Here is a 1,640-nt window from a genome sequence, read left to right as displayed (position 1 = left end):
GTGGTGTCGACGACGCCGTCCCAGCCGCCGCCGAGCGCCTTGTTGAGGGCGATGTAGTTGGTCGCCAGCAGGACGCGGCTTTGCAGCAGCGTGTCCTCCGCCGAGTAGAGCGAGCGCTGGGCGTCGAGCACGTCGAGAAGGCTGGTCTCGCCGGCCTTGAACAGCGTGCCTTCGATGCGGGCCGCCTCGCCGTAGGATTTCGCCGACGAGGCAAGCTTGCCGATCCGGATACGCTCCTGCGACAGGAGCACGAGCGCATTCTCGACATCCTCGAGCGCGGTCAGCACCGATGACCGGTAGGCGATGAAATATTGATCGCGCTGCGCCTTGGCGACCTCGACGGCGGCCTTCAACTGCCCGGCATTGAACACCGGCACGCTGAGCGTCGGTCCGAACGACCAGCCGATCGACGAATTCTTGCCGAGGTCGCCGAGCTTGTAGGCCGAAGTGCTGATGTCCCCCGTCAGGCTGACCGAGGGATAGCGCGCCGCCTCCGCCTGGCCGATCTTGGCGGTGTATTGCGCGTATTGCCGTTCCGCCATGCGCACGTCGGGGCGCGACAAGAGGATGTCGGCGGGAATGCCGGTCGGCATCGGCAGGCGCGGCGCCGGGATCGGTGCGCCGCGCTTCAGCCGCTCGCTCAGCGCCGCCGGCGGGCGGCCGGTGAGCACGGAGAGACGATGCACGGCCTCGGCATAGCTTGCTTCCAGCGTCGGGATATCGGCTTCGGTGCTGCTTGCCTGGCCCATGGCTTTCGCGACATCGGCCGCCGTCGCGGTGCCGGCCTGCGCCATGGTGCGGGTGAGTTCGGCGGTCTGCCTTTGCGATGCGGCCGAGCGCCGGGCGAGCGCGACGCGGGCCTGATAGCCGCGCGCCTGGGCATAGTAGGAGGCGACATCGCCCACCAGGGTCAAAAGGGTCGAGCGGAGCTCCTCCTCGGACGCGTCCAGCCCATAGCGGGCGGCCTCGACGCTCCTGTGGTTGGCGCCGAACAGGTCGAGTTCCCAGCTGGCGTCGAAGCCGGCCTGATATTCGCTGTAGATGGCGCTCGAGCCCGACGTGGTCGTGGCCGACTTGTTGCGGGTGGCCGAGCCGGAGCCGTCGACCGACGGGAACAGTGCCGCGCTGCTCTGGCGATAGCTGGCACGCGCCTCGCGGATCTTGGCCTTCGCCGTGGCGACGTCGAGATTCCCGGCAACCGCCTCGTCGACGAGCGTGTTCAGTTCGGGATCGCGCAGCCGCTGCCACCATTTCGACAATTGCGCCGGCTTGGCCGGCATGGCCCTGTCGTGGCCGCTCCAGCTTGCCGGCATCGCCAGGAATGGCTTCTGGTAGTCCGGGCCGACGACGCAGCCGGCGAGCGCCGTCGCCGTCAGCGTCACGACGATCAGCCGCGCCCCGACAGCGCGTCCTGCCGCTACGCTCCTGGTCCGCGCCGAGGCCCGCCTGGTGGCGATATCATCACCCGTCATACCCTTACCCTCGATTGTCATGGATCGTGGCCTCGGCCCCGGTGTCGGTCGAGGCATCCTGCCTGGCCGCCCCGCCCTTGAAGATGCGGCGCACCGTCACGAACAGCAGCGGCACCAGGAACACGCCGATCACCGTCGCCGCGATCATCCCGCCCATCACGCCGATGC

The 1,640-nt window shown here is 68.7% G+C and carries 1 protein-coding gene; it reads right to left on the bottom strand.

From position 1 onward, the window contains the following. Positions 1–1,472, bottom strand: a 1,472-nt coding sequence (locus tag NR193_RS33240; protein ID WP_256754878.1) for an efflux transporter outer membrane subunit, incomplete at its 3' end; no start/stop codon positions are given. Positions 1,473–1,640: the final 168 nt, after the last annotated feature.

This window comes from Mesorhizobium sp. Mes31 (assembly GCF_024519675.1).
In the GTDB taxonomy this organism is placed as follows: domain Bacteria; phylum Pseudomonadota; class Alphaproteobacteria; order Rhizobiales; family Rhizobiaceae; genus Mesorhizobium.
The sequence above is the reverse complement of the archived record's forward strand: the minus strand, read 5'-3'. Positions and strand labels throughout refer to the sequence as shown.